We start from the raw sequence: 23,788 nt of genomic DNA on the forward strand, positions 1-23,788 counted from the left end.
CAATGAGCAATAAAGGGCAAATTCTACAAGACCCGTTTTTGAACGCGCTGCGCAAGGAGCATATCCCTGTGTCGATCTACCTGGTCAACGGCATCAAGCTGCAAGGTCAGATCGAGTCCTTCGATCAGTATGTCGTACTGCTGCGCAATACAGTCACTCAAATGGTGTATAAGCACGCGATCTCTACCGTCGTTCCTGCACGCCCCGTTACTTTGGCTGCGGATGAGCAGGCTGAATAAATCCTCACCCAGTTCTTTGTACTCTGAAAGACCCGTCTCGCGGTGCCCGCGGGCGGGTCTTTGTTTCTGGAGCAAGCGTTGAAGGCACTGGTAATTAGTGTGGATATGGGCGAGCTGGACTACAAGGCCCATGCTGAAGAATTCGTCATGCTGGCTGAAGGGGCGGGCGCCCAGATTATGGAATTGATGGTCGTGCGTCGGTCCCGTCCAGATTCTGCCTACTACATCGGTACGGGCAAGCTGGAAGAGGCCGTCGCCCTGGCCAAGGCAACTGGCGCCGAAGTCGTGCTGTTTGATCATGCCTTGAGCCCGGCCCAGCAGCGTAATCTGGAGCGCAAGCTGGAGCTGCGTGTGGTTGACCGGGTTGCCCTGATTCTGGATATTTTTGCCCTGCGTGCGCAAAGTCACGAAGGTAAATTACAGGTGGAACTGGCCCAGCTGCAGCACCTGACTTCCCGATTGACCCGGATGTGGACGCACTTGGAGCGCCAAAAGGGCGGTATCGGTATGCGCGGTCCAGGTGAATCGCAGCTGGAAATGGATCGCCGGATGATTGGCGACAAGGTCCGTACCTTGCGTGAGCGCCTGGCCAAGGTGCAACGCCAGCGCAGCACCCAACGCCGTGCTCGTTCTCGTAGCGGCACCTTGTCGGTGTCTCTGGTGGGCTACACCAACACGGGAAAATCCACGCTATTTAACGCCTTGACCCGAGCGGACGCCTACGCAGCTGACCAGTTATTTGCTACCTTGGATACCACCACGCGTCGTATCTGGATTGAAGGGGCAGGGCAGGTCGTAATTTCGGATACGGTGGGCTTCATTCGTGAATTGCCACCGACCTTGATTGCCGCTTTCCGGGCCACTTTGGAAGAGACCGTCCATGCAGACGTATTGCTGCATGTGGTCGATGCGGCCAACCCTCAACGCGATGAACAAATCGCTGAAGTTCATAAGGTTCTGGAGGACATCGGGGCCCATGAAATACCTCGCATTCTGGTCTATAACAAAATTGACCAAGCCGGCTATGAGCCACGGGTAGAGCGGGATGAACATGGTACTATTGCCCGAGTCTTTGTTAGCGCTTTAGAGCGCATCGGATTGGATGGCTTGCGTACAGCAATCGTCGAATCAGGTCATTTCGCGGAAAACAATGCGTCTGAACAATAAAATATTCAATCTCAATGATCCCGGTTGGGGACGAGACAGTGGCAAAAACGGTTCCGAGCCACCTCGCCGCCCCGAGAAACAAGATGGCCCGCCTGACCTCGACGAGGTATGGCGTGACTTCAACAGTCGCTTGGGATCTTTATTCGGCAAAAAGGGACGTCGCTCCCCTCCCGGTGGCATGCCTCCGGGTAGCGGTAATGGCCCATCCATCCCCAAAGGCTCGCCCAAGCTGCTGATCATCGGCGGTGTGGTCGCGGTCGGCCTGTGGATGGCCAGTGGCTTTACCATCGTGCAGGAAGGTCAGGTTGCCGTGGTTACCCGTTTTGGCGAGTACACGAAAACTCTGAATCCCGGTTTGCAGTGGCGTTGGCCCGCTCCCATCGAAGATCACCAGACTGTGAATATTTCGCAGTTGCGTACCTTTGAAGTGGGCTACCGCGGCAGTGCACGCAATAAAGTCCTGCCTGAATCGTTGATGCTGACAACCGACGAGAACATCGTCGACATGCAGTATGTGGTTCAGTACCGTTTGCTGCCTACAGGCGCACCGGACTACCTGTTCAACACCAATAATCCGGATGAGTCGGTACGTCAGGCGGCTGAAACCGCCATGCGTGAAGTCGTGGGCAAGCAGCCCATGGACTCCGTGCTGTACTCCGGCCGTACCCAGATTGCATCGGACGTGCAGCAGTTGGCCCAGTCCATTCTGGACCGCTACCGTACCGGCATTCAGATCAGCACCGTAGCTATCCAGAACGTGCAGCCGCCCGAGCAGGTTCAGGCCGCCTTTGACGATGCCGTCAAGGCCGGTCAGGACCGCGAGCGTCAGATCAACGAAGGTCAGGCCTACGCCAACAAGGTGTTGCCCGAAGCCGCTGGTCAAGTGGCTCGCATGATGCAGGAGTCTGAGGGTTACAAGGCTCGTGTGATCGGTGATGCCAAGGGTGATACCGCCCGTTTTGGTAGCGTCGAGGCCGAGTACGTGAAGGCTCCGGGTGTAACGCGGGATCGTCTGTACCTGTCCACAATTCAGGAAATCCTGGAGAGCACCAGCAAGGTACTGGTTGATACCCGTAGTGATAACAACATGATCTATCTGCCTTTGGACAAGATCGTGCGTCAGGTGGGTAGCCGTACGGATATGGAGCCGTCCGCTCCTGTCGCTTCGGCCGCTTCGCAAGGACAGGTCAGCCGTCCAGCTCCGGCTGCGGCACCCAAAGCGCCTGCGCCAGCCAATCCAGCCGGTCTGGATACCTCGCTGGGCTCTTTGGTCAGTCCTTATTCCCCATACGCACGCTAGGAGAGCTTGATGCAACGTTTATTTCCTGCTCTGGTGGCCCTGGCGGTAATTGTCGGTTTGCTGCTGTCTTCCGTATTTATCGTGCGTGAGCGCGATGCGGCTCTGGTTTTTGCCCTGGGTGAAGTGCGCGGTACCATCACTACCCCCGGCCTGTACTTCAAACTGCCGCCACCCTTTGAAAATGTGGTGTTCCTGGACAAGCGTCTGCAGACGATTGAAACCAAGGATCCCGAGCGTATTCAGACGGCTGAAAAGAAAAACCTGCTGATCGACTCCTACGTCAAATGGCGCATTTCCGATCCACGCCTGTTTTACGTGACGTTTGGTGCAACGGATCGTGGTGCTGTCGAGCGTTTGCAAGCCCAGATTCGTGACGCCCTGAACGCTTCGGTGAACGTGCGCACGGTGAAAGAAGTGGTTTCCACCGAGCGTGATGCCATCATGCGTGAAGTGCTGACGGCCGTTGAGGCCCGTGCCCGTCCTTTGGGTGTGGAAGTGATTGACGTGCGTTTGCGTCGTATTGATTTCGCTCCCGAGATTTCGGAATCGGTATACCGTCGTATGGAAGCCGAACGTACACAAGAAGCCAACCGTTTGCGTGCAACCGGTGCTGCTGAAAGTGAGCGTATCCGTGCCGAAGCCGAACGTCAGCGTGAAGAGTTGCTGGCCGACGCGTATGCCCAAGCTCAGGCCATCCGTGGTCAGGGTGATGGTGAAGCCGCTGCCATTTACTCCGATAGTTATGGCAAGAACCCCGAGTTCTATCGTTTCTACCGCAGCCTGGAAGCCTACCGCAGTGCTTTCAGCAAACAGACCGACACACTGGTCATCAGCCCTGACTCTGATTTCTTCAAGTATTGGGGCAAGCAAGGATCACCCGCAGCACCTGCGAACTGATCCCCGCTAGAGAACTTAGGGCCGCTGGGTGTTCCACCCGCGGCCCTGATCGTTTATACTAGCGTGTAAGTTACTAACACCACTTCGCATGCGACTTGGGCGGCTTACAGGCCCCAAGTCGCTTTTTGTTTGGCTGGAACTTTCGTTTATAAGTAGTCCGAGGCACGAGTATGTCCAATTGGTTGTTGCCAGAGAGCCTGGCTGATATCTTGCCTGCAGAGGCGCGCCGCATCGAAGAACTGCGCCGCGATTTGCTAGACTTGTATCGTACTTACGGGTTCGAACTGGTAGCTCCACCTTTGGTGGAGTATCTGGAATCCCTGCAAGCGGTTTCTGGCACAGATCTGAATCTGCGTACCAGCAAAGTCGTCGATCAAATCTCGGGTCGTACCATGGGCGTACGCGCCGACATGACCCCCCAGGTGGCACGTATCGACGCTCACTTGCTTAACCGCGAAGGCGTCACTCGGCTTTGCTACTGTGGTTCGGTCTTGCATGCCCGTCCGGCTGGTTTGTTGTCGGATCGTGAATTGCTGCAGATTGGCGCGGAAATTTTCGGCCATGCCGGTATTGAGTCCGATCTGGAAGTGGTGCAACTGGCGCTGGAAAGCGTGGGTCGGGCAGGGGTTCATCATCCTCGCCTGGACTTGAACTACCCCGATCTGGGGCGCTTCCTGATCGAGCGCGATCCTATTTTGAAAACCCGCGTGGCAGAAGTGTGTGAGCTTCTGAACGCCAAAGATGTGTCGGGCCTGCGCGCCCTGGGTCGTGAGTCGGGCTGTCTGCCTGAAACCACCCGCTATCTGCTGGCTTTGACCTCGCTGTATGGCGATGGCAGCGTACTGGAGCGTGCCCGCAGTGTTCTGCCGGACGAACCGGAAGTGCGCGAAGCTCTGGGTAGCCTGCGCAGCTTCATTGATGCCTTGCCTGGCCACGAAATTACGGTGGACCTGGCCGACATCGGCAGCGGTTATGCCTACCATTCGGGCCTGATCTTTTCGGTGTACGCCGAAGGCTGGCACGATGCCTTGGTCAAGGGCGGACGCTTTGACGGTATTGGCCGCATGTATGGTCGTGCTCGTCCTGCAACCGGCTTCAGCCTGGATTTGCGCAAGCTCTCGGCTGGCTTGGCACCGGCTCAGGCAGCCCGTGCAGTACGTGCTCCCTGGGGGAGTGATGCGGCCCTGACGGCAGCGGTCAAGCAGCTGCGTCAAAACGGTGAAATTGTGATTCAGATGCTGCCCGGTCAGGAGCTGAATCTGGATGAATTCGTGATCGATCGCGAGCTGGTCTCGTTGGACGGTCAGTGGCAAGTTAGGGCGCTGTAAGCCAGGCGGCTTGTAGCGTTGGTGATTGTTATTGGTCCGGCACCGTGCCGGCCTCCTTTATTCTGATACTAGACATGAGCAAAAACCTTGTGGTGATTGGCACCCAGTGGGGTGACGAAGGCAAAGGCAAGATCGTCGACTGGCTGGCCGAGTCCGCGCATGGCGTGGTTCGTTTCCAGGGTGGGCATAACGCTGGCCATACATTGTGGATTAATGGCAAGAAAACCATTCTGCGTTTGATTCCGTCGGGCATCATGCACGAGCACGTCACTTGCTACATTGGCAATGGCGTGGTGCTGTCGCCTGAGGCCCTCTTGACTGAAATCGCCGAGCTGGAAGCTGCCGGTCTGGACGTGCGTTCGCGCCTGCAGATCTCGCCCGCTTGCCCGCTGATTTTGCCCTACCACATCGCCGTGGACCAGGCTCGTGAAAAGCGTAAAGGCGACGGCAAGATCGGTACGACCGGTCGCGGTATCGGCCCTGCTTACGAAGACAAGGTGGCACGCCGTGCCCTGCGTGTTCAGGACCTGTACGATCCCGAAATCTTTGACGAAAAATTGTCCGAAGCGTTGGATTACCACAACTTCGTGCTGACCCAGTACCTGGGCGCTGAAGCTGTTTCCGCTGAACAGGTTCGCGACCTGGCCATGAAGCACGCTGAACAGCTGGCTCCTATGGTCGCTGATGTATCCAACAACCTGTACCAGGCCAAGAAAGCAGGGCAGAAACTCCTGTTTGAAGGTGCCCAGGGTGCATTGTTGGATATTGACCACGGTACATACCCCTTCGTGACCAGCAGCAACTGCTTGTCCGGTGCCGCTTCCGCAGGTTCGGGTGTGGGTCCTCAGGAATTGAGCTACGTGCTCGGTATCGCCAAGTCCTACACCACTCGCGTGGGTTCGGGTCCATTCCCGACCGAGTTGCTGGATGACACCGGCATGCGTCTGGCTACGGTTGGCAAGGAATTCGGTTCCGTTACCGGTCGTCCACGTCGTTGCGGCTGGTTTGATGCGGCGGCCATGAAGCGTTCGGTCATGATTAACGGTATTTCCGGTCTGTGCATTACCAAGCTGGACGTGCTGGACGGCGTTGAGCAAATCAAGATTGGTGTGGGTTACCGCTACAAGGGCGAGTTCCTGGACGTCCTGCCCTACGGCGCACACGCGGTTGCCGAAGCCGAGCCCGTTCTGGAAGAAATGCCCGGCTGGACCGAGTCCACTGTGGGCGTGACCGACTACGACAAGTTGCCTATCAACGCTCGTCGTTACCTGGAACGCATTGCTGAACTGTGCGATGTACCTATCGACATGGTTTCCACAGGGCCAGATCGCAACGAAACCATCGTATTGCGCGATCCGTTTACCAAATAAGCGATTTATCGCGGTATAATGCCTTGCACCGTTGTACGGTGCGTACAGAGCGGCCTGAAGGGCCGCTTTGTCGTTCTGGACGCTGCGTTGGCCTACCAGACTCTTGTTTTGCAGGTACCAAAGCGCAGCTAGTGCATTTATATCTGGAATACATATGAGTCTGCCCCCAAATAGCGATACTGATGAATGGGTTTCCTGGGAACAATACAATCGCCTGATTGAACAATTGGCCCTGAGCATTCACGAATCAGGCTGGAAATTCGACAAAATTGTTTGCCTGGCCCGAGGCGGTATGAGAGTGGGAGACGTTATTTCGCGCATCTATGATGTACCCCTGGGTATTTTGGCCACCAGCAGCTATCGCGAAGCCGCCGGTACCGAACAGGGTGATCTGGATATTGCGCAATACATCACCATTACCCGTGGCACCCTGGATGGCAATGTGCTGCTGGTCGATGATATGGTCGATACGGGCAAGACTTTTATGCGTGTACGTGATCACCTGCGTGCACAGTTTCCCGCGATCACCGAGCTGAAAACCGCCGTTTTGTGGTGGAAAGGCCACGCCCAGGTCGACCCAGACTACTACGTGTCCAAGTTGCCCACAAATCCCTGGATTCATCAGCCTTTTGAGGACTACGATAGCATTCGCCCTCATCAGCTGGACGCCTGGATCCGTAAGGGTACCGGCCAGGCTTGATCGCTGGCATTCAGATAATTGGTGGATAGCCTAATTGCGCCTTGCTTGGTGTATGCCAGCAATCGTGCTACCATATTGGGCTATCTGTTACGCTAACTCTTTTTACAAAGGTCAGGGATTACATGTCCATTGTTCGCCTGAAAGAAAACGAACCCTTTGAAGTTGCTCTGCGCCGCTTCAAACGCACTATTGAAAAAACCGGTCTGTTGACCGAGCTGCGTTCGCGCGAATTCTACGAAAAGCCAACGGCTGAGCGCAAGCGCAAGCACGCTGCCGCCGTGAAGCGTCACTACAAACGCATCCGCAGCCAGCAACTGCCTCCACGCTTGTATTGATCCCTGAATCTTTTGTTCAGGAACTGCTCGCCCGTGTCGATGTCGTAGATGTCGTCGGGCGGTACGTGCAGTTGCGTAAAGGCGGGGCCAACTTGCTTGGCCTGTGCCCTTTTCACAACGAAAAATCCCCTTCATTTACAGTCAGTCCCACCAAGCAGTTTTACCATTGCTTCGGTTGTGGCGCTCACGGATCGGCTATCTCGTTCCTGATGGAACATACAGGGGCTTCATTCCCCGAGGCGGTACGCAGCTTAGCTGGTTCCGTCGGAATGACTGTGCCCGAAGCAGATCGCACCCCACGCCAACGTGCTGCCGATGCGCGTCGTAAAGACGAGTTGTCGCGTCAGCATCATATTCTTGAAACGGCACAGGGGCACTACCTACGTCAGCTAAAACAGTCACCCATTGCTATCGATTATCTAAAACGTCGTGGCCTGGATGGGGAGACGGCTGCCCGTTTCGGTTTGGGCTGGACAGGTACGGAGCGACGCGGCTTATCGGCTGTATTTCCGCAGTACGAAGACAAGCAGCTGGTTGAGTCCGGCTTGGTGATCGAGTCCGAAGATGGTCGTCGCTACGACCGTTTCCGTTCACGCATCATGTTTCCGATCCGCAGTACCAAGGGCCATATCATTGGCTTTGGTGGCCGTCTGATCGAAAAAGGTGAACCCAAGTACCTGAATTCGCCGGAAACCACGCTGTTTTCCAAAGGACACGAGCTATACGGCTTGTGGGAAGGACGTCAGGGCATACGCAAAGAAGGCTTTGTCCTGATTGTTGAAGGTTATATGGACGTGGTGGCGCTGTCGCAACATGGCTTGCACAATGCCGTAGCGACCTTGGGCACCGCGACAACCGAATACCACATCACCAAATTGATGCGCGCCAGCGACAGGCTGGTGTTTTGCTTTGATGGTGACGGGGCAGGGCGCAAGGCCGCCTGGCGTGCTTTGAATACCTGCTTGCCACTGGTACGTGACGATGTGTCCATCCGCTTCATGTTCCTGGCGGATAACCACGACCCCGATTCTTTTGTTCGTGAGCACGGTGCTGCCGCGTTTCGCGAGCAGGCCCAGGAAGCAGCAGCTTTGTCGCGCTTCTTCCTGGACGAGCTGGCAGCCCGCCATCGCATGGACGAGGCCGAAGGCCGCGCGGCTTGCGTGCACGAGGCTTTGCCTTTGTTGCTGGAACTGGCTGACAGTACCTTGAAGGTGCAGATTCAGCATGAATTTGCTCGCATGGTGCTGCTGACGCCAGACGAGCTGGCGCAGCGCCTGAGTACCGTAGAGCCGGTTCGCCGGCCTGCCGTGGATACGCCGCCGGCTCAGGATGGTCTGGTAGCCAGACCACCGGTTCCGGCACAGCCAGCACCATCTTCAGATGGCATGGAACCGTTTGAAGACGGTTTTGACGGTTCCTTTGCTGACAGCCTGCCTATGGATGGCTGGCAGGACGAGCCCGATTGGCAGCCTCAGGAGCAATATCAGGAGCGGCCAGCATCAGGTCGCGGCAAGGGTGGCAAGAATAATCGTCAACGGCAAGAGCGCGCTGTCCTGGGTGGCAGCCGCGCCGTGACTCCGATGGCCAAGCGATTGCTGCGCTTGCTCATTGGGCATCCAACCCTGGTGGGAGGGTTGGGCGATCAACAACTTGAAATTTTGGCGCAAAGTCCCCACTTACGTTTAGTGCAAGAGCTGATTGCCTTAAGCAATATCAGCTCGGCGCGTCACGCAGGTGCGTTGCTGGAGGCCGTGGACCCCGAGTCCGACCTGGCCCCCGTGCTCGAAGCGCTGGCCACGGAGCTCTTGGGCGAAGAAGAATTGCCCGATCCGCAGGGTGAATGGCGTGATGCGCTGCATCGCATCGAACTGGATGCGATCAAGGCAGAGCAGTCGGCATTGGTGGCCACGGGCTTGCAAGAGCCCGAACAGCGTCAGCGTTATCAAGAATTGACACGCCGTATTGCTTTGTTGAATGCTGCTTATACTCGGCAAGTGAAGTAAAATATTGGGTTATGTGTTGTGTTTGTGGCCGGCCAGGGGGTTAAAACTGGTACGCGAGCAAATGCGGCGGGTTAGCGGATTGTGAACCACCTTATGCCTTGAGCCCATGAGCCAGGGATTAAATGACTTAGGGTTCGCTCGCGCAACACGCCCAGGAGCAAGCCGGTTGTGAACACGCTCATTATCAGGCTCTTGCCTGTACGACTCGGTGGCTACATATTTAGTGCCACAGGGGTAAATGGCGTCTATGGAAGAAAATATGACTCAAACGACTGGTAAAACCTCGACGACGGTCTCTCGGTCTGCTAAGAAAACCTTGGCCGCGACAGCAAAATCAGGGGCATCAAGCTCGGTAGAGCTCGATGAGCTTCACGAAAGTGGAGAGCCAGGCGCAGCGCCTGCCAAAAAGGCAGCTAAAAAGGCGGCTGCTAAAAAAACGGTAGCCAAAAAAGCGGCTGCCAAGAAAACAGCGGCTAAAGCCGCTACCGGCGGTCGCCGTGGACGTCCTGCAAAGAATGCCAATAACGACGGTATCGACTTTGTCGATGACGACGAAATGGGCGAAGAAGAGGTCATTCCTGATCTCAAGCCGGTGGCCAAGCGTGGTGCCAAGCGCGCCAAAGCCGAAAAAGATGTATTCGGTGTCCGTGGCCAACTGAGCCCTGAAGAACAGGAAGCCCGCCGCAATCGTCTCAAAGCCCTGATCAAGCTGGGTAAGGACCGCGGTTACCTGACCTACAGTGAAATCAACGATCACCTGCCCGATGATCTGGTGGATGTCGAAGCCATTGATGGCATTATCGGCACCTTCAGTGACATGGGTATTTCGGTTTACGACCAGGCTCCCGACGCTGACACCTTGCTCATGAGCGATAACGCGCCCATGGCATCCAGCGACGACGACGTCGAGGACGAAGCTGAAGCTGCTCTGACCACGGTGGACTCCGACTTCGGTCGCACGACTGACCCTGTGCGTATGTACATGCGCGAAATGGGTTCGGTGGAACTGCTGACCCGCGAAGGCGAAATTGAAATCGCCAAGCGTATCGAAGATGGCTTGAAGCACATGGTGATGGCGATTGCCGCGTGCCCAACCACGGTTAACGAGATCCTGGCCTACGTTCAGCGTGTACGCGAAGGCGTCATGCAGATCGACGAAGTGGTTGACGGTCTGGTGGACGATGATGGTGAAGAATACGCCGGTTCCGGTGTCACCGCTGACGACGAGGACGAAGGTCCAGCCGGCGGCATGAGCAGCAAGCAGATTGAATACCTGCGCAACAAGTCGCTCAAGAAATTCGACATTATTGGCGAATGGTTTGACAAGATGCGCGTTTCCTTCGAGTCCGAAGGTTACAAGAGCGCAGGCTATGTGCAAGCTCAGGAAACCATCCTGAATGAATTCATGGGCATTCGCTTTACCGCCAAGATGGTGGAGAAGCTGGCCGATACCATGCGTGAGCAGGTTGCCATCGTGCGTCAGCACGAGCGTGAAATCCTGAACATCTGTGTGGATCGTGCTGATATGCCACGTGCACACTTCATCAAGGCTTTCCCCGGCAACGAAACCAATCTGGATTGGGTGGTGCAGGAGGTGGCTGCAGGCCATCCTTACAGCTCGATTCTGGAGCGCCACATCCCTGCCATTCAGGAAGTTCAGCAAAAGCTGATCGACCTGCAAACCAGCGTTGTGCTGCCTTTGAAGGACTTGAAAGAAGTCAACAAACGCATGACCACGGGCGAAGCCAAGGCACGTAAAGCCAAGCGCGAAATGACCGAGGCCAACTTGCGTCTGGTGATCTCCATTGCCAAGAAGTACACCAACCGTGGCTTGCAGTTCCTGGATCTGATTCAGGAAGGCAATATCGGTTTGATGAAGGCAGTGGACAAGTTCGAATACCGTCGCGGCTACAAATTCTCCACGTACGCCACGTGGTGGATTCGTCAGGCCATTACGCGTTCGATTGCTGACCAGGCCCGCACGATTCGTATTCCGGTTCACATGATCGAGACGATCAACAAGATGAACCGTATCAATCGTCAGATCCTGCAGGAAACCGGCGTTGAGCCCGATCCCGCAACCCTGGCCCAGAAGATGGACATGCCCGAAGACAAGGTTCGCAAGATCTTGAAGATCGCCAAAGAGCCTATCTCCATGGAAACTCCTATCGGTGACGATGACGATTCCCACCTGGGCGATTTCATCGAGGACAACAACACCGTTTCGCCATCGGATTCCGCTTTGCACGGCTCCATGCGCGATGTGGTGAAAGATGTCCTGGATTCCTTGACGCCACGCGAAGCCAAAGTGCTGCGCATGCGTTTTGGTATCGAGATGAGCACTGACCAGACTCTGGAAGAAGTGGGTAAGCAGTTTGACGTTACGCGTGAGCGTATTCGTCAAATAGAAGCCAAGGCTTTGCGCAAGCTGCGTCATCCTAGCCGTGCCGACAAACTGAAGAGCTTCCTGGAAAGCCAGTAAGTCTTTAGCAAGTCTGCTTGAGCAAGATAAAAAACCCGGTCTGAATAAGACCGGGTTTTTTTGTGCTCATTGCCCAGCCTTTTAAAATCTCTTTTCAAGGGTTAGGCGCTGCAGTTGAGAAAAGCTTACTAGGTCTTTGGTCTTGCCTGTCGCAATGAGTTTTTGGTGCTCTTGGCGACACCGTTCGTGCAGATAAGTTTGCCGTTTCAGGATATCAGGATGGATCCAGATCCAGCTTGAACACACAGCCTTGGCCATTTGGGCCACTTTGCACGCTCAAGCTCCAGCCTTGAGCCAGCGCCAGTTGGCGTGCCAGTGCCAGGCCTATGCCTCTGTGGCCTTCTTCACGCAGTCCTGTCGTCAGTTGTCTCCCCTGGCTGAAGTGGCGCTCAAAGATCAGGATTTGATCTTGTTTGGCAATGCCGGGGCCGTCGTCTTGCAAAGCCAGGACTGAGGGGGCAATCCAGCTCAGTTGCAGCTTGCAGGGAGCGGCGTGGTCGATGGCATTGCGCATCAGGATGCGCAGCAACATGGACAGGGCATAGGGGTCCAAGGTGTAGAGCAAGTGGTCAGGCACCAAATTGCTCCAACGTACTTGCTGGCTATCCGCATCCAGCAGGGCGACGGCCTGCCAGGTCTGTTGAGCCAGCTCGTGGACCTCGACTTCGCGCACATGGCGCTCTGCGGTGTAAGCCAGGCTTTCTGCGGCATCCAGGCTGGCGGTGACGGCATCGGCGTGGACCATCATGCGTTGCAGGCGCTGTTGTTGCGGGCCTTCGGGCAGTTGCAGCAGCAAAAGCTCGCAATCGCTGCGTATGGCAGTTAGCCCTGTACGCAGCTCGTGGCCCAGATTGGCGGCGAACTCGCGTTCATGCGTCAGTAGTTCCTCAACTTGCTCCTGCATGCGATTAAAGGCTCGGATCAGCCGGCCAGCTTCATCATCCTGGTGTTCGGGCAGGCCGGAGCGGCCGGGTGCCCAGTTTTCCAGATGGCGGGACAGGGTCAGCATGGGAGCCACAGCGTGGCGGGCTACTCGACGCCCGAGTAAAAACACCAGCAAAATCGTGGCCGAACCGATCAGGAGCAGAATCAGGCCAAACTCGCGTACTCGGTCTTCGTGAGGGGTGGCGCGATACACCAGATACAGCTGGCCTTGCTCTTTGTCCTGGCGCAGCACGTGCCAGGTGTCACTACCCAGATGAAATTCGTAAATGCCCGGTTCGGGAACACGGGCAAATTCGGGCAAGTTGTCCAGAGTTTGGCCCGGCAAAAACCAATAGCTGTCCAGCTCTGCGCCCAGGGCTTCACTGCGGTCGTAGGCGCTGTCGGGTAAAAGAGTGGGGTTGCGAGCGTAGGAGACCAGCATGGCGTTGACCATCTCGTCTTCCATGCGCGCAAAGGCGACATAGGCCAGTCCCCCCATAATGATGACCAGCAAGGCGGCAATCAGGGTCAGGGCCCAGGATACACGCTGGGTAAGGGTGCTCATGAAGCGGCTGCGGCGCGGGGCTTTGGCCATCCCTTAGCTCTCCTGTTGCAAACGCCAGCCCATGCCGGGCAAGGTTTCAATGGTGCCTGCGCCAGCCTCGGACAAGGCGCGGCGCAAGATATGGATTTGACTGCGCAAGGCTTCTGGCGACGGAGCGCCTTGGGGCCACAGGGTTTTTTCCAGGGAGCGGCGTGTCAGAATGGCTTGCGGGTCGCGTAACAGGGCCTCCAGTAACTGGCGGGCTTTGAAGCTCAGGTGCAGTTCCTGACCGCTGACGCTGACCAGTGCCGTATCCAGGTTGTATTCCAGACGGCCCCAATGCAGTGAGCCGTGCTGCACTTGTGGTGGGCCACGACGCATCAGAGCGCGTAGCCGGGCTTCGACTTCAGCCAGGGCAAAAGGTTTGATCAGATAGTCGTCCGCCCCTAGGTCAAAGGCCGTGAGCTTGCTTTCCAGCTGGCTGCGGGCTGTCAGTACCAAGGTCGGGATGGGGGTTTGACTGGACTGGCGCAGGGCCTGAAGTACACCAAAACCATCCAGACCGGGCAAGCCCAGATCCAGTACCAATGCATCAAAATCCTGTTCTTGCAGCAGTGTCAGTGCACCATTGCCGTCGTAGGCGGCATCCACAGCAAAGCCTTTCAGTTCCAGATAGGTATAAAGATTTTCGGCAATGGTCGTATCGTTTTCAACAATCAGGACACGCATGACAGCTTGTTCCACAGGGTTGGGACAGTTCTTGTGCAGCTTACTGCACTTGGGGACGATCAGGGTAGACGCAGAAGTACGGGTACCCAGCCATTGATTTGCAACCACTGTGCCAGGGCAAAGACGGGCCAGATCAGGAAGTAGGGCAAGGCATCGCGTAAGGTGCGGGCCAATCCTGTCAGGGACACTTGCAGTTCGTTCGGGCTGTTCCAGAGGCTCAGGCGTGGGATCAGGCGGGGCACGCGCTGGCAGTAGTCCTGATAATCCTGACCAAAGACTTTGTGCAGCAGAACCTGTTCTTCGTCGATCACATTGTTGAAGACGGCGTAGACAAACAAGGCGAGTATGGGGCCAAGCAGCAGGCTGCCGGACAGTGCACCCATGCCGGTGACGGCACACAGGGAAAACAGATACAGCGGGTTGCGGCTGATGGAGTAGGGGCCTTGGCTGATCAGGCTGGAGCCTTTATGACCACCCAGGTACAACATGCACCAGCAGCGGCCCAGGACGGCAATCAGGACCAGCCCCAGACCGGCCATGCGGGTGAATTGAAAGACCAGCGAGTCGACCGCCCAGGTGGAGGCGAAGAAAGGCAGAATCACGACCATCAGGCCACCAAACACCCCCAGGCTGCGGCGACGTTGTACCTGAATGCTGGCCAGATGTTCCCAGGCCTCTGCAACCGTGGCGCGTTCGCTATGGGAAGCTGACCAGCGTTTGGGATTCACAATCAAGGGGTAAAAGGCGATGCTGCCCAGCAGCCAGACAAGCGCCAGTGAGGCAAACACTTGAGTCAGATTGATACGCTCTTGATCCGCTTCCAGCAAGCCCAACAAAAAGGCGCAGATCAAACCGGCCAGCAGGCCCCCCCAGCGCAGGCGGGTCTGGTTCAAGGCCCAACCGGCAAAGTACAGGTGTAGCAAGCCAGCGCCCACGGCGACGATGGCGCCCACTTCCAGCAAGGGTTTGATCTCGGGTATCTGGTGATACAGCGATTCCAGGTTTGGGGAGGCGGCGGAGTATTGCAGAAGCAGCATCAGCAAAGGCACGGCCAGGAACAGGCTGGTGCCCAGCAACAGGATGCGTTTGCCTGGCAAGGCCTCTTGTCCGCGCAGCTGGCGCAGTTTCCAGGCAGCCAGGGACAAACCCGCGGTGGCAATCAGGCCGGTCAGCAGACCTTGAGCCTCTTTCATTTCATGGGCCATATGGCCAGGTTGCTGGCTGGAGGCCAACAAGGGATTGAGCGGAGACCAGTCCTGGGTCAGGCTGGCCAGCCAGAGAAACAAAAAGGTCACTCCCACAACCTGCGTCAGCAGGTAGAACAGGGAGTTGCGTTGCACCAGGGTTGATGTGCCGGACATAATCAAATCTCGCCAAGAAGAGGGGGAGCCGGGGCTGGCTTCCTACTGACGGGATCAATGTATCGTTGGCACCGTAAAATCCGCGTTAAATCGAAAAAACGTGTGCAGATATTTTTTGGGTAGACGGAAAAGAGTCCCTGGCGGCGGTTGTAATGATTGGAGTTGCCCGCCAGGAACCGGCTTCAGTTGTGTTTAGTGATCGCGCTGATGCACGCAGCGGCCTGCGCTGTAGCTGGCTTGAATGCAGCGATCGTCACCCAGCAGGGCCAGCATGAACAATTGCTCTTCCAGCGAGTTCAGCATGGTGCTGCGGCGGGCCATCAAGGGGGTGGCCTTGGGGTCCATCACAATAAAGTCCGCCTCGGCACCAGGAGCCAACGTGCCGATTTGACCCTGCATGTCCAGTGCCCGCGCGGCTCCTTCGGTGGCCATGTAGAACATGGATGCGGCGGTCAGATGGTAGTTGTTCAGACGGGCCACTTTGTGGGCCTCGTTCATGGTGCGCAGCATGGAGAACGACGTCCCGCCGCCCACATCGGTGGCCAGGGTGTGCAGCACCTTGCTTTGGCGAATGGACTGGAAATCGAACAAGCCAGAGGCCAGGAACAGGTTGGAGGTGGGGCAGTGGGCGGCGATACTGCCGGTATCGTGCATGCGAGCGCGGTCCTGTTCGTCCAGCCAGATACTGTGGCCGTAGATGGCGCGGGGGCGTAGCAGACCAAAGCTGTCGTACACGTCCAGATAGCTGCGGTTCTTGGGGAACAGCTCGCTTACCCATTTGATTTCGTCCTTGTTTTCTGCCACGTGGGTTTGCAGAAACACATCGGGATAGGCGCGGGCCAGTTCACCACAGGCGGCTAATTGCTCCGGGGTGGAGGTGGGCGCAAAACGGGGTGTCAGAGCGTACAGTTGGCGGCCCTTGCCGTGCCAGCGCTTGATGAGGTCTTCCGAATCGCGTGCGCCTGACTCGGCAGTATCTTGCAGATAGTCTGGGCAGTTGCGGTCCATCATCACCTTGCCCGCAATCATGCGCAGATTGCGTTCGTGGCTTTCCTCAAAGAAGGCATCCACGGATTGACGGTGCACACTGCCGTAGACCAGGGCGGTGGTGGTGCCGTTGCGCAGCAGTTCGTCCAGAAACACGCCAGCCACTTCGCGGGCGTGTTCGCTATCGCCAAAACGCCCTTCAGTTGGGAAGGTATAGGTTTCCAGCCAGGGCAACAGGCCGCTGGAGGGGGAGGCAATAATGTCGGTTTGCGGGAAGTGCAGGTGGGTGTCGATCATGCCTGGCATGATGATTTTCCCGCTCAAATCCATGGTCTTTGTATCGGCAGGCAGGCTCTGCGACAGTTCGGCCCAGTCGCCACAGGCCTGAATCTGGCCTTGTTCGTTGACCAGCAGCAGGCCGTCACTGTGATAGCGCACGGCTTCGGAAGGATCTTCCAATGTGGCAGGGTCCGCGACAAAGTACAGCAGTTGGGCACGGTAGGCGCAGGCGGAGTGTAAAGAGGTAGTCATAGTGTCCTTGAAGTCGAGGTCGCATCAGCGACTGAGTTGCCCCATTTCATAGGCGTGGGCCAGCAATTCAGCGGCGACAGCCACGGCAATAATCGAGGGGGCCTTGCCCTTGATACCTGGCACGCCAATGGGGCAGACCAGTTCCTGAATACGGGATTCGGGCATGCCGCGTTGTTGCAAGCGGCGCTCGAATTGACGACGTTTGGTCATGGAGCCGATCAGGCCCACATAGGCCGTATCGGGCCGGCGCAAGATCTTCTGGCACAGAGCCAGATCGAGGCCGTGATTATGCGTCATCACCAGAAAATAGCTATTGGTCGGGGCTTGTTCGATCAGCGCATCGGGGATGTCGGTAATTTCCAGGCTGACATTGCTGGGTACCTGAGCGGGAAACAGTTCAGGGCGTTCGTCAATCCACAGAACCCGGCATGGCAGGGTGCCCAGAATCTGCACCAGTGCCTCGCCCACATGACCGGCCCCAAATAGCAGAATGGTCAGGGGCGGGGGCGGCAGGTCCTCCATCCAGACGCCTTGCGAGCCGTCGTAGTCCAGCCGGGATTCGTCCACAATTGAAGGGCTGTGGATATCAACCTGCTTGCTGCCATCCGACAGCAATTGTGAACGGCGGCTGGTCGCCTGACCGGCCCGCACGGCGCTATCGAGCTCTTCCAGCCAGCTCAGATCCTCGGTACCCAAGGTCTCGTACAGCAAGGTCACGACCCCGCCGCAACATTGACCCAGGCTGGGACCCAGTGGCAGGCGGCTCATGCTCCAGCCGGGACCGGAGGATTGGCTGAGCATGACACGGGCCTGTTCTGCCGCTACCCATTCCAGGTGCCCGCCACCAATGGTTAACCACTGCTCAGTTTGGCTGAACAGCATGGCTGTGCCCGTGGTGCGCGGGGTGGAGCCTTTGGCCAGCGCCACCGAGCACAAAACCAGCCGCTCGCCCGCTTTTACACGGGCGAGGGCAAGAGATGGCCAGCTACTCATTTCGCTTTGCGAATAGCCGCAACAGCCCGCATGACGGCTTCCGCAGTCGCAGGTGCGTTCAGCACGGGTTCGATCTGGTAGTTGCCTACACTGGCAACGGCATCACGAATCGCGTTAAAGACGCAGAATGGCAACAGCAAAGGGGGTTCGCCCACGGCTTTGGAGCGGTGAATCGAATCCATGGCGTTGCGGCCATCGAACAGATTGACGCGGAAGTCCATGGGGCAGTCGCTGATGGCCGGGATCTTGTAGGTTGACGGCGCATGCGTGGTGAGCTTGCCTTGAGCGTTCCACACCAGTTCTTCTGTTGTCAGCCAACCCATGCCTTGAATAAAGGCGCCTTCAACCTGGCCAATATCCAGGGCCGGATTGATGGATTTGCCCACATCGTGCAGCACGTCAGCACGCAGAAGACGAGATTCCCCGGTCAGCGTGTCGATCAGCACTTCAGCGACGGCAGCCCCGTAGGAGAAGTAATAGAAGGGATTCCCCTTCATGACTTTGGAGTCCCAGTGCAGGCCGGGGGTGGCGTAAAAGCCGTCGGACCACAGCTGGACGCGGGCCTGGTAGGCGTGCTCAACCAGTTGAAAGAAGGGCATGGTCTGGCCGCCGATCTCGACCTGACCCCGCTCGAATTTCACGCTGGACTCTTCCACCGAGAAGAGCTGGGCAGCTACCGTCGTCAGACGCTGGCGAATCTGGTAGGCCGCATCCTGGGCGGCTTTACCGTTCAAGTCCGTACCTGTGGATGCCGCCGTGGCCGAGGTATTGGCCACTTTGGTGGTATCGGTGGCCGTGACCCGGATGTGCTCCAGATTCAGGCCCAGCTCGTGGGCAACGACCTGGGCGACCTTGGTGTTCAAACCCTGGCCCATTTCCGTGCCACCGTGGTTCACCAAAACCGTGCCGTCACGGTAGACGTGGACCAGAGCACCAGCCTGGTTGAAGGCGGGTACGTTAAAGGAAATACCGAATTTCACCGGGGTCAGTGCCAGACCCTTTTTCAGTACCGGGCTGCTGGCATTGAATTCACGGATGTGTTCACGGCGCTGACGGTATTCGCTGGTTTCCTCCAGCTCGGCCACCAGTTCGTGAATGACGTTATCGACCACGGTCTGGTCGTAAGGCGTCACATTACGGTCTTCTTTGCCGTAGAAGTTGATGCGGCGCACATCCAGCGGATCTTTGCCCAGACGGCGAGCAATCGTGTCCAGCGCCACTTCCATGACCAAGGCCCCTTGCGGACCACCAAAGCCTCGAAAGGCCGTATTGGATTGGGTATTGGTGCGGCCACACAAGGCGCTCATGTCTACATCGGACAGGTAGTAGGCATTGTCAAAGTGACAGATGGCGCGGGTTGCCACGGGGCCGGACAAGTCGGCGGAAAACCCCGAGTTGGCCGTCATGTCCAGACGGGCACCCAGCAGGCGGCCTTCGTCGTCGTAGCCAATATCGTATTCATAGTAGAAACCGTGACGCTTGCCGGTAATCATGAAGTCGTCGTCGCGGTCCAGGCGCAGTTTGATCGGGCGTTGCAGCTTGACGGCGGCCACACTGGCCACGCAGGCGTACAGGGCCGATTGAGATTCCTTGCCACCGAAACCACCACCCATGCGACGGCATTCCACGTGTACCTTGTGTGCACCAACGCCCAGACAGTGAGCAACCAGCTGCTGCATCTCCGAAGGGTGCTGGGTGGAGCACCAGATATGCACGGCGCCGTATTCCTTGGGCACGGCGTAGGAAATCTGGCCTTCCAGATAAAACTGCTCCTGACCATTGCACTGGAAGGTGCCTTGCAGGCGGTGTGGAGCCGATTCCAGTGCTTTTTTGGCGTCGCCTTGTTTCAGGCTCATCAGGGGCAGAACACCGGCATTCGCGGCCTTGGCTTCTTGTGGAGTCAAGATGGCAGGCAGCTCTTCATAGGTGATCTTGCCCAGACGCGCTGCACGGCGTGCCTGGTCGTGGGATTTCGCAATAACCGCAAAAATGGGCTGGCCAAAGTAATGCACCACGCCATCGGCCAGAATGGGGTCGTCATGCAGAATAGGGCCACAATTATTTGCGGCGGGAATGTCGGCAACCGTCAGGACGGCAATGACACCGGGCGCTTGACGCACAGCTTCCAGATCCACGTCCAGCAAACGGGCATGGGCTTTTTCCGACAGGCCCAGCGCAATATGGGCCGTGCCCTGCAATTCAGGCAAATCATCGGTATATGTGGCCGTGCCGCTCACGTGCAGGTCTGCCGACTCGTGCAGAAAGGACACGCCGACTCGTTGAGCCGTGGCGGTGTTCAGGTGGTCGATATTGTCAATTTTCATCACAAAGTCTCCAGGCTGGCTTGAGCTCGGTGAAAGACATTCAGCTGGGCGGGACTCAAAGCGTTTTCAGGGTGGGTTTCCAGGAAGAAGCGGTACAGCAAATTGGCCGCACTTTGATTGCGGTATTCGCTGCTAGCACGCATATCGCTCAGGGCCTGGTAGTCCTGTTGCAGCGCTTGCATGGCAGCTTGTACGTTTTCCTCGTTCCATTCCTGACCTTGCAGCACTTGCTCGGCGTGGCTGGCGCGTTTAGGGGTGGCAGCCATACCGCCAAAGGCGATGCGAGCCTGTTTGACGATCTTGCCGTCCAGTTCCACCGCAAAGGCGGCGCACACGGCAGAAATGTCCTGGTCGAAACGCTTGGACAGCTTGTAGGTACGGAATTGCCATTGTCCCTTGTTGCGTGGGACCAGCAGGCCTTGCACGAACTCGCCCGGTTCCATGGCGGTTTTCTGGTAGGCCAGATACAGATCTTCCAAAGGCAGCACGCGCTCGACTGCGCCTTTGCGCAGCACCACACGGGTACGCATGGCAATCAGGGCGGGCATGGAGTCGCCAATGGGCGAGCCGTTGGCCACGTTGCCGCCCAGGGTACCGGCGTTGCGGATAGGGAAGGAGGCAAAGCGTTGGCGCAGTTCTGTCAATTCGGGGTGGTCTTTGATCAGGGCGTCAAAAGCGTCGTTCAACAGCACGCCTGCACCAATGTAAAGATCGTCCCCGGTGGTTTTCAGTTCGCGCAGCTCGGCCACCTGACCGATATAGATCAGATGCGGCAAATCGCGGAATTGCTTGGTCACCCATAGGCCGATATCGGTGCTGCCAGCCAGAATGCGGGCTTGCGGATATTGCTCACGCAGCTGGGCCAACTGGTCCAGCGTGCGGGGGGCGTGGAAGGTCTGGCCCTGGTATTCATAGGCCAGCATGCCGTCCTGACGAATGGCACGCAGCTTGTCCTCAATGGATTGGCGATCCATGCTGACAGCCGGATAGCTGTGCATGGCCTTGGCCGCATCAATAATGGGGCGGTAGCCGGTACAGCGGCACAGATTGCCCGAGAGCACATCGTCGATCTGTTCCCGGGAAACCGGGCCGTCTTCGGGCGAGTGCGTCATGTACAGGCCCCACAGCGACATGATGAAGCCAGGCGTACAAAAGCCGCACTGGGCACCGTGCCAGTCCACCATGGCCTGTTGCACGGGGTGCAGGGTGCCATCGTCCTGGCGCAGATCCTCAATGGTGTAGAGCACCTTGCCGTCCAGCGTAGGTAGCAGCTGGATACAGGCGTTTACGGCACGCAATTGCAGTTGATTGTTCTGGTCCAGTTCGCCAATCATGACCGTGCAGGCGCCGCAGTCACCCTCGGCACAGCCTTCTTTGGTGCCGGTGCAGTGCAGATCCTCACGGATATACTGTAAAACGGTTCGCGTGGTTGGGGCCTGAGCCACTTCCTGTACTTCGCCGCGATAAATAAAACGAATTGGTCTTGTCTCCATGATCTCACTCGACTGGTTTTTTACGGATCGAAGATAGCATTTGCTTAGGATGCGAACATTTGCTTGGAATGATGTTCACTATATAGGCGTATGAGTGTCTACACCGATCAACGAGGCGGGCCAGCGCTTGTATTATTTAAACCATGCCAAAATTACGAGAACAACTAGATCTACATTTGCTGCGGGTATTGCAGTCGCTGCTCAAGGAGCATAGCGTCTCGCGTACGGCTATCCGCTTGGGCATGTCCCAGCCAGCCGTTAGCAATGCCTTGCGGCGCTTGCGCGAAATCACGGGCGATCCGATTTTGCTGCGCGGTAAAAAGGGAATGGTGCCTACCGAGCGCGGTCCTTTTTTGCTGGCACATGCCACGGAAGCCTTGCAAGCTATCGAGCGAATTTCTGCCGCGGCAGAGCCCATGGATCCCAGTCAGTCTACCCGCGTTTTCAATCTGGGCGCACCGGACTATCTGGATGGTGCTTTTATCCCGGATATTGCGGAGCGGGTGCGTCGTCAGGCGCCGCAGGCCCGACTGGTGGTCCATACCATCAATCCGGACCTGGATTACGTACAGGCCCTGGAAGAGGGCGAACTGGACGTGGTGATCGGCAACTGGCTGGAGCCTCCGGAAAAGCTGCACCTGGCGCGTCTGTTTGATGACGAGGTGGTCTGTATGCTGGGCCGCCATCATCCCTTGGCGCAGCGTGGCCTGTCCTTGCAGCACTATCTGGACATGCCGCATCTGGCCCCTTCGGCCCACGTGACGGACAAGCGCGGCTTTATTGACGGTTGCCTGGCCGAGCAGGGCATCAGCCGTCACGTACAGATGGTCGTGCCGTATTTCGGCCTGGTTCCGGGGATTTTGAGTCGCACGGACATGGTGTTCACCACGAACCGCCAGTTTGCCGAGTACTATGCCCGCATTCTGCCGATTACGGTTTTGCCTTGTCCGGTTCATTTTCCACTGATGCGCTTTTATCAGCTGTGGCACCCGCGCACGCATAATGCGGCAGAACTGCTGTGGTTCAGGCGTTGCATTGCCCAGGCCGCAGGCAGGTTGGATGGATTATCAGAGGGAACTCCATGAGCTTGAGTATTGATTTGAATTGCGACATGGGCGAGAGCTTTGGCCCCTGGGTCATGGGCCATGACGAGCAGGTTATTCCGTGGGTGACGTCGGTAAATATCGCCTGTGGCTTTCATGCCGGAGATCCGGGCACCATGCGTCAGACGGTGGCCCTGGCCCTAAAGCATGGCGTGAAGCTGGGCGCACATCCCGGCCTGCCGGATCTGGCCGGCTTTGGCCGCCGGGTGATGGCGGTCACCCCCGAGCAGGTCTATGACATGGTAGTGGTTCAGGTGGGGGCCTTGGCGGCCGTTGCCCGCACCCAGGGCGCCGCCCTGCATCACGTCAAGGCACATGGCGCTCTTTACAATATGGCCGCCCGCGATGCGGCACTGGCAAAAGCCATTTCCCAAGCGGTGGCCGATATTGATCGCAGCCTGATTCTGTATGCGCTGGCAGGCAGTGTGCAGGTGCAGGCCGGGCGTGATGCGGGCCTGACGGTAGCACAAGAGGTGTTTGCCGACCGTAGCTATCAGGACGATGGCAGTCTGACACCCCGTCAGCAAGCCGGCGCCATGATTACCGACGCCGATCAGTCCGTGCAGCAAGTGATGCAGATGATAGAGCAAGGCACCGTTACCAGCCTGTCAGGTAAAACGGTGCCTTTGTCAGCCGATACCCTGTGTCTGCATGGGGATCAGGCGGGGGCGGCCGAATTTGCGCAGCGTTTGCATCAAGCCTTCGAGCAAAGCGGCGTGCGCGTTCAGGCTGTCTGATTACTCCTTGTGTTCAGGCAGGTTGCGGCGCGCGGTATCGGTGCTGGCCAGTTCTTCCAGCTCCTTGGTACTCATGGTGTTGTACATTTCCAGCGATGCCCCTTTCAGACTGGCTACCGGAGTTTCCCCGCGTTTGGCGGACAAGGCTGCACCGGCAGCTTTTTGTTGGGCTTGAGATAAAGCAGGCATGAAGCACCTCCGTTAAAGAAAAGTGGTCATGCCTTTAGTGTGCCAAATGAAA

20 protein-coding genes are annotated in these 23,788 nt (G+C 57.3%); 12 read left to right on the forward strand and 8 right to left on the reverse strand.

The window, feature by feature from the left end:
• Positions 1 to 2: 2 nt before the first annotated feature.
• The 10 genes from hfq to rpoD all read left to right on the forward strand — a co-directional run bounded on the left by hfq (position 3) and on the right by rpoD (position 11,821).
• Positions 3 to 239, forward strand: a complete 237-nt coding sequence (gene hfq, locus D0C27_RS01160; RefSeq protein WP_003799329.1) for an RNA chaperone Hfq — start codon at positions 3 to 5, stop codon at positions 237 to 239.
• A gap of 78 nt (positions 240 to 317) precedes the next feature.
• Positions 318 to 1,406 carry a GTPase HflX gene (hflX, locus tag D0C27_RS01165; RefSeq protein WP_009455872.1) on the forward strand — a complete coding sequence of 363 codons (1,089 nt, stop codon included), beginning with the start codon at positions 318 to 320 and terminating at the stop codon, positions 1,404 to 1,406.
• A complete protein-coding gene (gene hflK, locus D0C27_RS01170; protein WP_026483484.1) occupies positions 1,390 to 2,706 on the forward strand; it encodes an FtsH protease activity modulator HflK in 1,317 nt (438 codons plus the stop codon). Before hflX ends, hflK begins: the two co-directional genes overlap by 17 nt.
• A gap of 9 nt (positions 2,707 to 2,715) precedes the next feature.
• Complete coding sequence (gene hflC / locus D0C27_RS01175; protein WP_021446479.1) at positions 2,716 to 3,603, forward strand: protease modulator HflC; 888 nt, start codon at positions 2,716 to 2,718, stop codon at positions 3,601 to 3,603.
• A 170-nt stretch (positions 3,604 to 3,773) separates the two neighbouring features.
• Positions 3,774 to 4,931, forward strand: coding sequence for an ATP phosphoribosyltransferase regulatory subunit (locus D0C27_RS01180; RefSeq protein ID WP_009455869.1), 1,158 nt, complete (start codon positions 3,774 to 3,776; stop codon positions 4,929 to 4,931).
• A 74-nt stretch (positions 4,932 to 5,005) separates the two neighbouring features.
• Positions 5,006 to 6,301, forward strand: a complete 1,296-nt coding sequence (locus tag D0C27_RS01185; protein WP_009455867.1) for an adenylosuccinate synthase — start codon at positions 5,006 to 5,008, stop codon at positions 6,299 to 6,301.
• A gap of 154 nt (positions 6,302 to 6,455) precedes the next feature.
• Positions 6,456 to 7,001 carry a phosphoribosyltransferase gene (locus tag D0C27_RS01190; protein WP_021446480.1) on the forward strand — a complete coding sequence of 182 codons (546 nt, stop codon included), beginning with the start codon at positions 6,456 to 6,458 and terminating at the stop codon, positions 6,999 to 7,001.
• A gap of 122 nt (positions 7,002 to 7,123) precedes the next feature.
• Positions 7,124 to 7,336, forward strand: coding sequence for a 30S ribosomal protein S21 (rpsU, locus tag D0C27_RS01195; RefSeq protein WP_003799344.1), 213 nt, complete (start codon positions 7,124 to 7,126; stop codon positions 7,334 to 7,336).
• Positions 7,333 to 9,339: a DNA primase gene (gene dnaG / locus D0C27_RS01200; protein ID WP_035272287.1), complete on the forward strand. Its 2,007-nt coding sequence runs from the start codon at positions 7,333 to 7,335 to the stop codon at positions 9,337 to 9,339. Before rpsU ends, dnaG begins: the two co-directional genes overlap by 4 nt.
• 259 nt (positions 9,340 to 9,598) lie before the next feature.
• Entirely contained in the window at positions 9,599 to 11,821 is a 2,223-nt protein-coding gene (rpoD, locus tag D0C27_RS01205; RefSeq protein WP_021446482.1) for an RNA polymerase sigma factor RpoD, read from the forward strand.
• A gap of 214 nt (positions 11,822 to 12,035) precedes the next feature.
• Here rpoD and D0C27_RS01210 read toward each other — a convergent pair whose 3' ends face one another.
• The 7 genes from D0C27_RS01210 to xdhA all read right to left on the reverse strand — a co-directional run bounded on the left by D0C27_RS01210 (position 12,036) and on the right by xdhA (position 21,707).
• The gene (locus D0C27_RS01210; RefSeq protein WP_137430230.1) at positions 12,036 to 13,340 is read right to left on the reverse strand and encodes a sensor histidine kinase; all 1,305 of its coding nucleotides are present in this window, start codon (positions 13,338 to 13,340) and stop codon (positions 12,036 to 12,038) included.
• 3 nt (positions 13,341 to 13,343) lie between these two features.
• Positions 13,344 to 14,018 (reverse strand): response regulator transcription factor, encoded by a 675-nt coding sequence (locus D0C27_RS01215; RefSeq protein ID WP_026483479.1) that lies wholly within the window; start codon positions 14,016 to 14,018, stop codon positions 13,344 to 13,346.
• 59 nt (positions 14,019 to 14,077) lie between these two features.
• Entirely contained in the window at positions 14,078 to 15,379 is a 1,302-nt protein-coding gene (locus tag D0C27_RS01220; RefSeq protein ID WP_137430231.1) for a methyltransferase family protein, read from the reverse strand.
• A 192-nt stretch (positions 15,380 to 15,571) separates the two neighbouring features.
• On the reverse strand, positions 15,572 to 16,897 hold the full coding sequence (gene guaD / locus D0C27_RS01225; RefSeq protein WP_035272290.1) for a guanine deaminase: 1,326 nt from the start codon (positions 16,895 to 16,897) through the stop codon (positions 15,572 to 15,574).
• A gap of 24 nt (positions 16,898 to 16,921) precedes the next feature.
• Positions 16,922 to 17,890 (reverse strand): xanthine dehydrogenase accessory protein XdhC, encoded by a 969-nt coding sequence (xdhC, locus tag D0C27_RS01230; RefSeq protein WP_052159430.1) that lies wholly within the window; start codon positions 17,888 to 17,890, stop codon positions 16,922 to 16,924.
• A complete protein-coding gene (xdhB, locus tag D0C27_RS01235) occupies positions 17,887 to 20,214 on the reverse strand; it encodes a xanthine dehydrogenase molybdopterin binding subunit (protein ID WP_083053374.1) in 2,328 nt (775 codons plus the stop codon). The genes xdhC and xdhB overlap by 4 nt, the downstream gene beginning before the upstream one ends.
• Entirely contained in the window at positions 20,214 to 21,707 is a 1,494-nt protein-coding gene (gene xdhA / locus D0C27_RS01240) for a xanthine dehydrogenase small subunit (RefSeq protein ID WP_137430232.1), read from the reverse strand. Before xdhA ends, xdhB begins: the two co-directional genes overlap by 1 nt.
• Before the next feature lie 143 nt (positions 21,708 to 21,850).
• Here xdhA and D0C27_RS01245 point away from each other — a divergent pair, with 143 nt between their 5' ends.
• Both D0C27_RS01245 and D0C27_RS01250 read left to right on the forward strand, forming a co-directional pair.
• On the forward strand, positions 21,851 to 22,792 hold the full coding sequence (locus D0C27_RS01245; protein WP_021446486.1) for a LysR family transcriptional regulator: 942 nt from the start codon (positions 21,851 to 21,853) through the stop codon (positions 22,790 to 22,792).
• Entirely contained in the window at positions 22,789 to 23,547 is a 759-nt protein-coding gene (locus tag D0C27_RS01250) for a LamB/YcsF family protein (protein WP_060185234.1), read from the forward strand. The genes D0C27_RS01245 and D0C27_RS01250 overlap by 4 nt, the downstream gene beginning before the upstream one ends.
• Here D0C27_RS01250 and D0C27_RS01255 read toward each other — a convergent pair whose 3' ends face one another.
• On the reverse strand, positions 23,548 to 23,736 hold the full coding sequence (locus tag D0C27_RS01255; RefSeq protein WP_009458869.1) for a DUF3008 family protein: 189 nt from the start codon (positions 23,734 to 23,736) through the stop codon (positions 23,548 to 23,550).
• Positions 23,737 to 23,788: the final 52 nt, after the last annotated feature.

The organism is Alcaligenes faecalis, from assembly GCF_005311025.1.
Taxonomy (GTDB): domain Bacteria; phylum Pseudomonadota; class Gammaproteobacteria; order Burkholderiales; family Burkholderiaceae_B; genus Alcaligenes; species Alcaligenes phenolicus.

Coding starts and splice junctions, on each gene's coding strand:
- xdhA (WP_137430232.1), bottom strand. CDS start 21,707: ATGGAGACAAGACCAATTCGTTTTATTTATCGCGGCGAAGTACAGGAA.
- hflK (WP_026483484.1), top strand. CDS start 1,390: ATGCGTCTGAACAATAAAATATTCAATCTCAATGATCCCGGTTGGGGA.
- D0C27_RS01250 (WP_060185234.1), top strand. CDS start 22,789: ATGAGCTTGAGTATTGATTTGAATTGCGACATGGGCGAGAGCTTTGGC.
- hflC (WP_021446479.1), top strand. CDS start 2,716: ATGCAACGTTTATTTCCTGCTCTGGTGGCCCTGGCGGTAATTGTCGGT.
- D0C27_RS01255 (WP_009458869.1), bottom strand. CDS start 23,736: ATGCCTGCTTTATCTCAAGCCCAACAAAAAGCTGCCGGTGCAGCCTTG.
- D0C27_RS01215 (WP_026483479.1), bottom strand. CDS start 14,018: ATGCGTGTCCTGATTGTTGAAAACGATACGACCATTGCCGAAAATCTT.
- hfq (WP_003799329.1), top strand. CDS start 3: ATGAGCAATAAAGGGCAAATTCTACAAGACCCGTTTTTGAACGCGCTG.
- D0C27_RS01245 (WP_021446486.1), top strand. CDS start 21,851: ATGCCAAAATTACGAGAACAACTAGATCTACATTTGCTGCGGGTATTG.
- D0C27_RS01210 (WP_137430230.1), bottom strand. CDS start 13,340: ATGGCCAAAGCCCCGCGCCGCAGCCGCTTCATGAGCACCCTTACCCAG.
- D0C27_RS01180 (WP_009455869.1), top strand. CDS start 3,774: ATGTCCAATTGGTTGTTGCCAGAGAGCCTGGCTGATATCTTGCCTGCA.
- rpoD (WP_021446482.1), top strand. CDS start 9,599: ATGACTCAAACGACTGGTAAAACCTCGACGACGGTCTCTCGGTCTGCT.
- xdhC (WP_052159430.1), bottom strand. CDS start 17,890: ATGAGTAGCTGGCCATCTCTTGCCCTCGCCCGTGTAAAAGCGGGCGAG.
- D0C27_RS01190 (WP_021446480.1), top strand. CDS start 6,456: ATGAGTCTGCCCCCAAATAGCGATACTGATGAATGGGTTTCCTGGGAA.
- D0C27_RS01220 (WP_137430231.1), bottom strand. CDS start 15,379: ATGTCCGGCACATCAACCCTGGTGCAACGCAACTCCCTGTTCTACCTG.
- D0C27_RS01185 (WP_009455867.1), top strand. CDS start 5,006: ATGAGCAAAAACCTTGTGGTGATTGGCACCCAGTGGGGTGACGAAGGC.
- guaD (WP_035272290.1), bottom strand. CDS start 16,897: ATGACTACCTCTTTACACTCCGCCTGCGCCTACCGTGCCCAACTGCTG.
- xdhB (WP_083053374.1), bottom strand. CDS start 20,214: ATGAAAATTGACAATATCGACCACCTGAACACCGCCACGGCTCAACGA.
- rpsU (WP_003799344.1), top strand. CDS start 7,124: ATGTCCATTGTTCGCCTGAAAGAAAACGAACCCTTTGAAGTTGCTCTG.